The following is a 4,573-nucleotide window of genomic DNA, read 5'->3' as shown; positions in this document are numbered from 1 at the left end:
CTGCTGGGCACGGGCAGCGGCGGCATCGTGCTGTTCAAGCCGGTCAACCAGGCCGATCCCGGCGCCGCCTGGTCCGCCATGATCGGACTCGGCGTGGAAGCGAGCCGCCTGGTCGGGCAGGCGCTGCGCCAGGCCGCATTGACGGAGGGCGTGGCCACCAGCTTCCTCGACACCACCGGCCCGGCGCCGGTGGCGCTGCAGCAAGGCATCGCCGCCGGCTACAGCGGCGAAGACTATCGGCGCGAACTGCGCTTCGGTGGCCGTACCTACGAGCTGCGCTTCGCCCCCACCACCCCGTGGCAGCGCCAGAACGTCGGCTGGGAAAGCTGGACCGTGCTGGCCTGCGGCCTGCTGCTGACCGCGCTGATGGGCGGGCTGATGCTGGTGGTGTCCGGCGAGCAGGCCCAGATCCGCGCCCAGGTCGACGAAAGCACGGCCCGCCTGCGCGAGCGCGAAGCGCGCCTCGATGCCATCCTCAATCACGCGTCCGAAGCCATCATGCCGGTCACGCTGGACGGCACCGTGGTCGCCTGCAACGCCGCCGCCGCGCGCATGTTCGGCTACAGCGAAGAGGCGGTCGAGGGCATGCGCTTCGAACGCCTGGTGCGGGTCGGGCCGGACGGCGCTGCGCAGACGCTGGCATCCATGGCCGAGGCGGGCGAACCGTCCACCGAGCATCTCGGCTGCCACGCGCAGGGCACCAGCTTTCCCATGTTCCTGTCCGTGGCCAAGGTCGCCACCCCGGACGATGTGTTCTTCGTGTGCATGATGCACGACCTCACCGAGCAGTACCGCTCGCGCGAGCGCATCCACCGCCTCGCGCACAACGACCCGCTCACCGGCCTGGAAAACCGCTTCTCGCTGAACCAGCGGCTGGACCAGCTGCTGGCCCAGGCGCGCCGTTCGGGCGAGACCGTCGGCCTGCTGTTCATCGACCTCGACCACTTCAAGAAGATCAACGACTCCTTCGGCCACGCCGCGGGCGACCAGTTCCTCGTCACCGTGGCCGCGCGCCTGAAGGAGCTGCTGCGCGAGGGCGACACCATCGCCCGCTTGGGCGGGGACGAGTTCATCGTCGTCACCAGCGGCCAGCTGGGGCCGGAGAACCTGGCCGTGGTGGCCGAGCGCATCGTGCAGTCGCTGTCCGCGCCCTACGAGGTCGCCGCCACCACCGTGCACAGCGGCGCCAGCGTGGGCGTGGCCCTGTACCCGCAGGACGGCGCGGACGCCGGCGCCCTGCTGCGCAGCGCCGACACCGCCATGTACGCCGCCAAGGCCTCCGGCCGCGGCAACTTCCAGTTCTTCTCCGCCGCCATGAACGCCGCCGCGCACGAACGGCTGCAGCTGGAAAGCCAGCTCTGGAAGGCGCTCGACAACGACGAATTCGAACTCTGGCTGCAGCCGCAGATCGACCTCGCCAGCGGCCGCGTGATCGGCGCCGAGGCCCTGCTGCGCTGGCGCCATCCCGAGCGCGGGCTGGTGCCGCCGGACCGCTTCATTCCGATTGCCGAGGACACCGGCATTATCGTCCCGCTGGGGGAATGGGTGCTCAAGCGCGCGGCCGACATCGTGCTGCGATGGCGCGCGCAGGGGCTCGATCATTTGCGCATGGCCATCAATTTGTCGGCGCGCCAGTGCACCGGCGCCGGGCCGCTGCCGCTGCTGGACCAGATCCTGGCCGCCACCGGCATTTCGCCGTCCTGCCTGGAGCTGGAGATCACCGAGTCCGCCGCCATGCAGGACCCCGAGCATACCCGCATGCTGATCGACGGCATGCGTGCGCGCGGCACCCATGTGGCCATCGATGATTTCGGCACCGGGTATTCGTCGCTGTCGTACCTGAAGCTGTTCGACATCGACCGCATCAAGATCGACCGCGGCTTCGTCAAGGACATCGAGACCGATCCCAACGACGCCGCCATCGTCACCGCCACCATTGGTCTCGCGCATGCGCTCGGCCTGCGCGTGGTGGCCGAAGGCGTCGAGACCGAAGCCCAGCGCGCCTACCTGCGGCGCGAAGGCTGCGACGAAGCCCAGGGCTACCTGTTCGCGCGCCCGCTGCCCGAGCCGGAGTTCCTGGCCTGGGTGCTGGCCCGGCTGGACACGACCGGCGCGGAAAGCCACACCTGGCCGGAGTGACAAGCCGTCGCGGCGCGGCCCCCGCGCACACGGAGAGTCGGCCGAAATTGATCTACGTCATTTTTTAAACATGCCTGGAAAATCTATGATTTTTCCTGTGCGCATGACCTATCGTTAGAAGCAGGACAGTGCACCGCAGCCGCGGGCACCCAGCCGTGCGGACCACAACAACGAGAACCGTCATGATCCGCACCCACCGCCCGCAGGCGCTCCTGCGCGCTCCCCTGGCCCTCGCGCTGGGACTGGCCTTCGCCCTCCCCGCCGCCGCCCGGCAGGAATCCACCGGCATCGACACGCCCGCGCTCACGCTCGGCCGCGTGGTCATCGTCGGCCACGCCAACGGCCCGCTGGCCACCCGCAACGTGCTCACCTCGGTCGACATGCTGCGGGAAGACCAGATCGCCGAGCAGGCCATCTCGCACAACTGGCAGCTGTTCGGCCAGATCCCCGGCGTGATGCTGACCCAGTTCGGCCAGGGCACCACCTCCGGCAAGTTCTCCATGCGCGGCTTCAATGGCGAGGGGGAGATCAACGCCGTCAAGCTGCTGATCGATGGCATCCCCAGCAACAGCAACGACGGCAACATGCCCTACATCGACCTGGCGCCGCTGCTGGACATCCATGCGGTGGAAGTGGTGCGCGGGACGAACGACCCGCGCTATGGCATGCACAACATCGCCGGGAATGCCAACCTGGTGACCAAGATCGGCGGCAACTACCAGCAGGGCCGCATCGGCTACGGCAGCTTCAGCACCCGTGACGCCCAGGGCGCCCTCGGCATCGACGCCAACGGCCTGGCACAGAACTATGCGTTCAGCTGGCAAGGTACGGACGGCTACCGCGACCACGCGGCGGCGCACCGCGGCACCCTGTCCGGCAAGTGGTTCTGGTCGCCCGGAAAGGGCGCGGGCCGCTACGGGCTGATCGTGCGCCACAGCACCGCCGCCGCGGACGAAGCGGGCTACCTCACCGGCGCCCAGGCGGCTGCGGATCCGGAGCTGTCGCCCACCCACAACCGCACCGACCGCGACCACCGCCGCATGACCCAGATGGCGGTGCAGGCCGAGGACGAAATCGCCAAACGCCTGTTCTGGACCGCGCAGATCTACCAGAACGACCTGGACGACCGCCGCTACGTGACCTTCTCGGCCAGCGTGTCGCAGCAAGAGCGCATCGTCGTGGAGCGCCACCGCGGCGCCTCCGGCACGCTGACCTGGCGGCCCGCTGCCACCTCCGCCGGCACCTTCACCGTGGTCGGCGGCATCGATACCGAGCGCCAGGACAACACGAGCGAGCGCTATAACACCAAGGCCCAGGTGCGCACCGCGCAGACGCGCAACCAGCAGTTCGACCTGGATACCACGGGCGGCTTCGTGCAGGTGGTGTACAAGCCGACCACGCAGCTGACCATCACGCCCGCGCTGCGGGTGGACCGGGTGTCCGGCACCTACACCAATCTCCTCAACGGCAAACGGTACGGCGTGAACGGCTACGGCTTGATCGACCAGCCCAAGCTGTCCGCCGTGTACAAGCTGGGCGCCGCGTATTCCGTGTACGGCAACTGGGGCCGGACCTTCCAGACCGGGGTCGGCACTGCGGCCTACAAGGTCAATCAGTCGACCGACCTGGCGCCGTCCGTGAACGAGGGCTGGGAAGCAGGCCTCAAATTCCGGCCGCTGGACTGGGTCGAAGGCCGCGTCGCGCTGTGGCAGCAGACCGCGTCGAACGAAGCGCGCCGCAAGCTGAACGACCCGGCCAACGACGCCGAGAACATCGGCGCCACCCGCCGCCGGGGGCTGGACATCCAGGTCAACGCCCAGCCCACGCAGGAGCTGGGCGCATGGATCGGCGCGGCCGTGCAGCGTTCGCGCATCATGCGCACGGATGCGGCCTCGGTGGCGACCATCGGCAACGAGATCGACCACGTACCGCACCTGCTGTACAACCTGGGCGCGGATTACAAGGTCAACGACCGGCTGCGTTTTTCGGCGTCGATGAACGGGCAAAGCAGCTACTACCTGGAGCGTACCAACAAGAGCGGGCAGTTCGGGAGCTATGCGCTGGTGAACCTGTCGGCCACCTGGTGCGTGAAGGACAACTTCGACATCGAGCTGCAGGCGCGGAACGTGGCCAACCGCTACTACGAGTACGTGTGGCACGACGGCGTGCAGGCGCTGCATGCACCGGGCAGCCCGCGCAGTATCAGCCTGATGGCAACCGCGCACTTCTGAGGCGGCGATGGCCTCTCCCGCACGGCGCTGGGTGCTCGCGTTCCACTTGTGGAGCAGCGTGGTGCTGGGCGGGTGGTTTGCGCTGCTGGGGGTGACCGGCAGTGTGCTGGTGTTCTACACGGACTTCGACCGCATGCTCAATCCCGCGCTGCGGGTGACGCCAGCCGCGGCACATGCGGCCGGGCGCGGCCAGCCGCCAGGGG

At 68.7% G+C, this 4,573-nt stretch carries 3 protein-coding genes; all 3 read left to right on the top strand.

Annotated features, from left to right (window positions below):
- Positions 1 to 2,139, top strand: a 2,139-nt coding sequence (locus E4L96_RS22730; protein WP_135209505.1) for a putative bifunctional diguanylate cyclase/phosphodiesterase, incomplete at its 5' end; no start/stop codon positions are given.
- Positions 2,140 to 2,321: 182 nt separating this feature from the next.
- Positions 2,322 to 4,370, top strand: coding sequence for a TonB-dependent receptor (locus E4L96_RS22725; RefSeq protein WP_135209504.1), 2,049 nt, complete (start codon positions 2,322 to 2,324; stop codon positions 4,368 to 4,370).
- Positions 4,371 to 4,377: 7 nt separating this feature from the next.
- On the top strand, positions 4,378 to 4,573 hold a 196-nt coding region (locus tag E4L96_RS22720), incomplete at its 3' end, for a PepSY domain-containing protein (RefSeq protein WP_167758778.1).

This window comes from Zemynaea arenosa, from assembly GCF_004614185.1.
GTDB lineage: Bacteria > Pseudomonadota > Gammaproteobacteria > Burkholderiales > Burkholderiaceae_D > Telluria > Telluria arenosa.
Note: the sequence above shows the minus strand (reverse complement) of the source record. Positions and strands in the feature narration are given on the sequence as shown.

Excerpts from the sequence above, each read along its gene's own strand:
- E4L96_RS22725 (WP_135209504.1), top strand. The coding sequence starts at position 2,322 with ATGATCCGCACCCACCGCCCGCAGGCGCTCCTGCGCGCTCCCCTGGCC.